Annotated in this window: 1 tRNA gene and 1 pseudogene; one reads left to right on the top strand and one right to left on the bottom strand. The window is 69.7% G+C overall.

From position 1 onward, the window contains the following. A pseudogene (locus MTQ10_RS30950) lies at nucleotides 1-214 on the top strand (dihydrofolate reductase family protein); the annotation flags it as partial. A 119-nt stretch (nucleotides 215-333) separates the two neighbouring features. On the opposite strand, the gene MTQ10_RS30945 reads toward MTQ10_RS30950, so the two are convergent. After that, nucleotides 334-406: transfer RNA gene (locus MTQ10_RS30945), tRNA-Lys, on the bottom strand. Nucleotides 407-554: the final 148 nt, after the last annotated feature.

Raw genomic sequence — 554 nt, 5'->3', positions numbered from 1 at the left:
GATGTGCAGGGTAGTCTCGGTGGCTCGGAGTTGTGTAGAAGAGACAGTCCTCCCCTCGGGCATCCGCCGCGTCGTCACGGCCTGGCGCGAACCGGACACCTTCGTCCAGTCCGCCGACGGCACCGGCACCCTCACAGCGCAGGGCGCGCAGGTGCTCGTACTCCCGCAGTACGAGGAACGCGCCAAGGCACCGAACGGGCATCTGGTGGGGTGACAGCGGGCAGGCCCGCAAGGGCGGGTGGCGAACCGCCGACGACGCGGAGAAAGCGGGCCCGGAACGACAGAACCCCCGTCTGACCAGGTCAGCGGGGGTCCCGACCCCGAGGGGTGCGGTAGGCCCTGTGGGACTCGAACCCACAACCAATGGATTAAAAGTCCACTGCTCTGCCAATTGAGCTAAGGGCCCAGGCGATGTTGCCTCCCTGAGCATAGCCGGAGCGGGCCGTGTCTCCGATCGGGTATCGGGGACACGGCCCGTCGGAACCCGTCCGATGCTCCCGGAGGGCGCCGGCGGTCAGGGTGCCGTGCGGCCCGGCGGGGTCGCGGCGGGGGTC

It is taken from the genome of Streptomyces sp. XM83C (assembly GCF_023072675.1).
Classification (GTDB): Bacteria; Actinomycetota; Actinomycetes; order Streptomycetales; family Streptomycetaceae; genus Streptomyces; species Streptomyces thermocoprophilus.
This window is presented reverse-complemented; position numbering and strand designations above follow the sequence as displayed.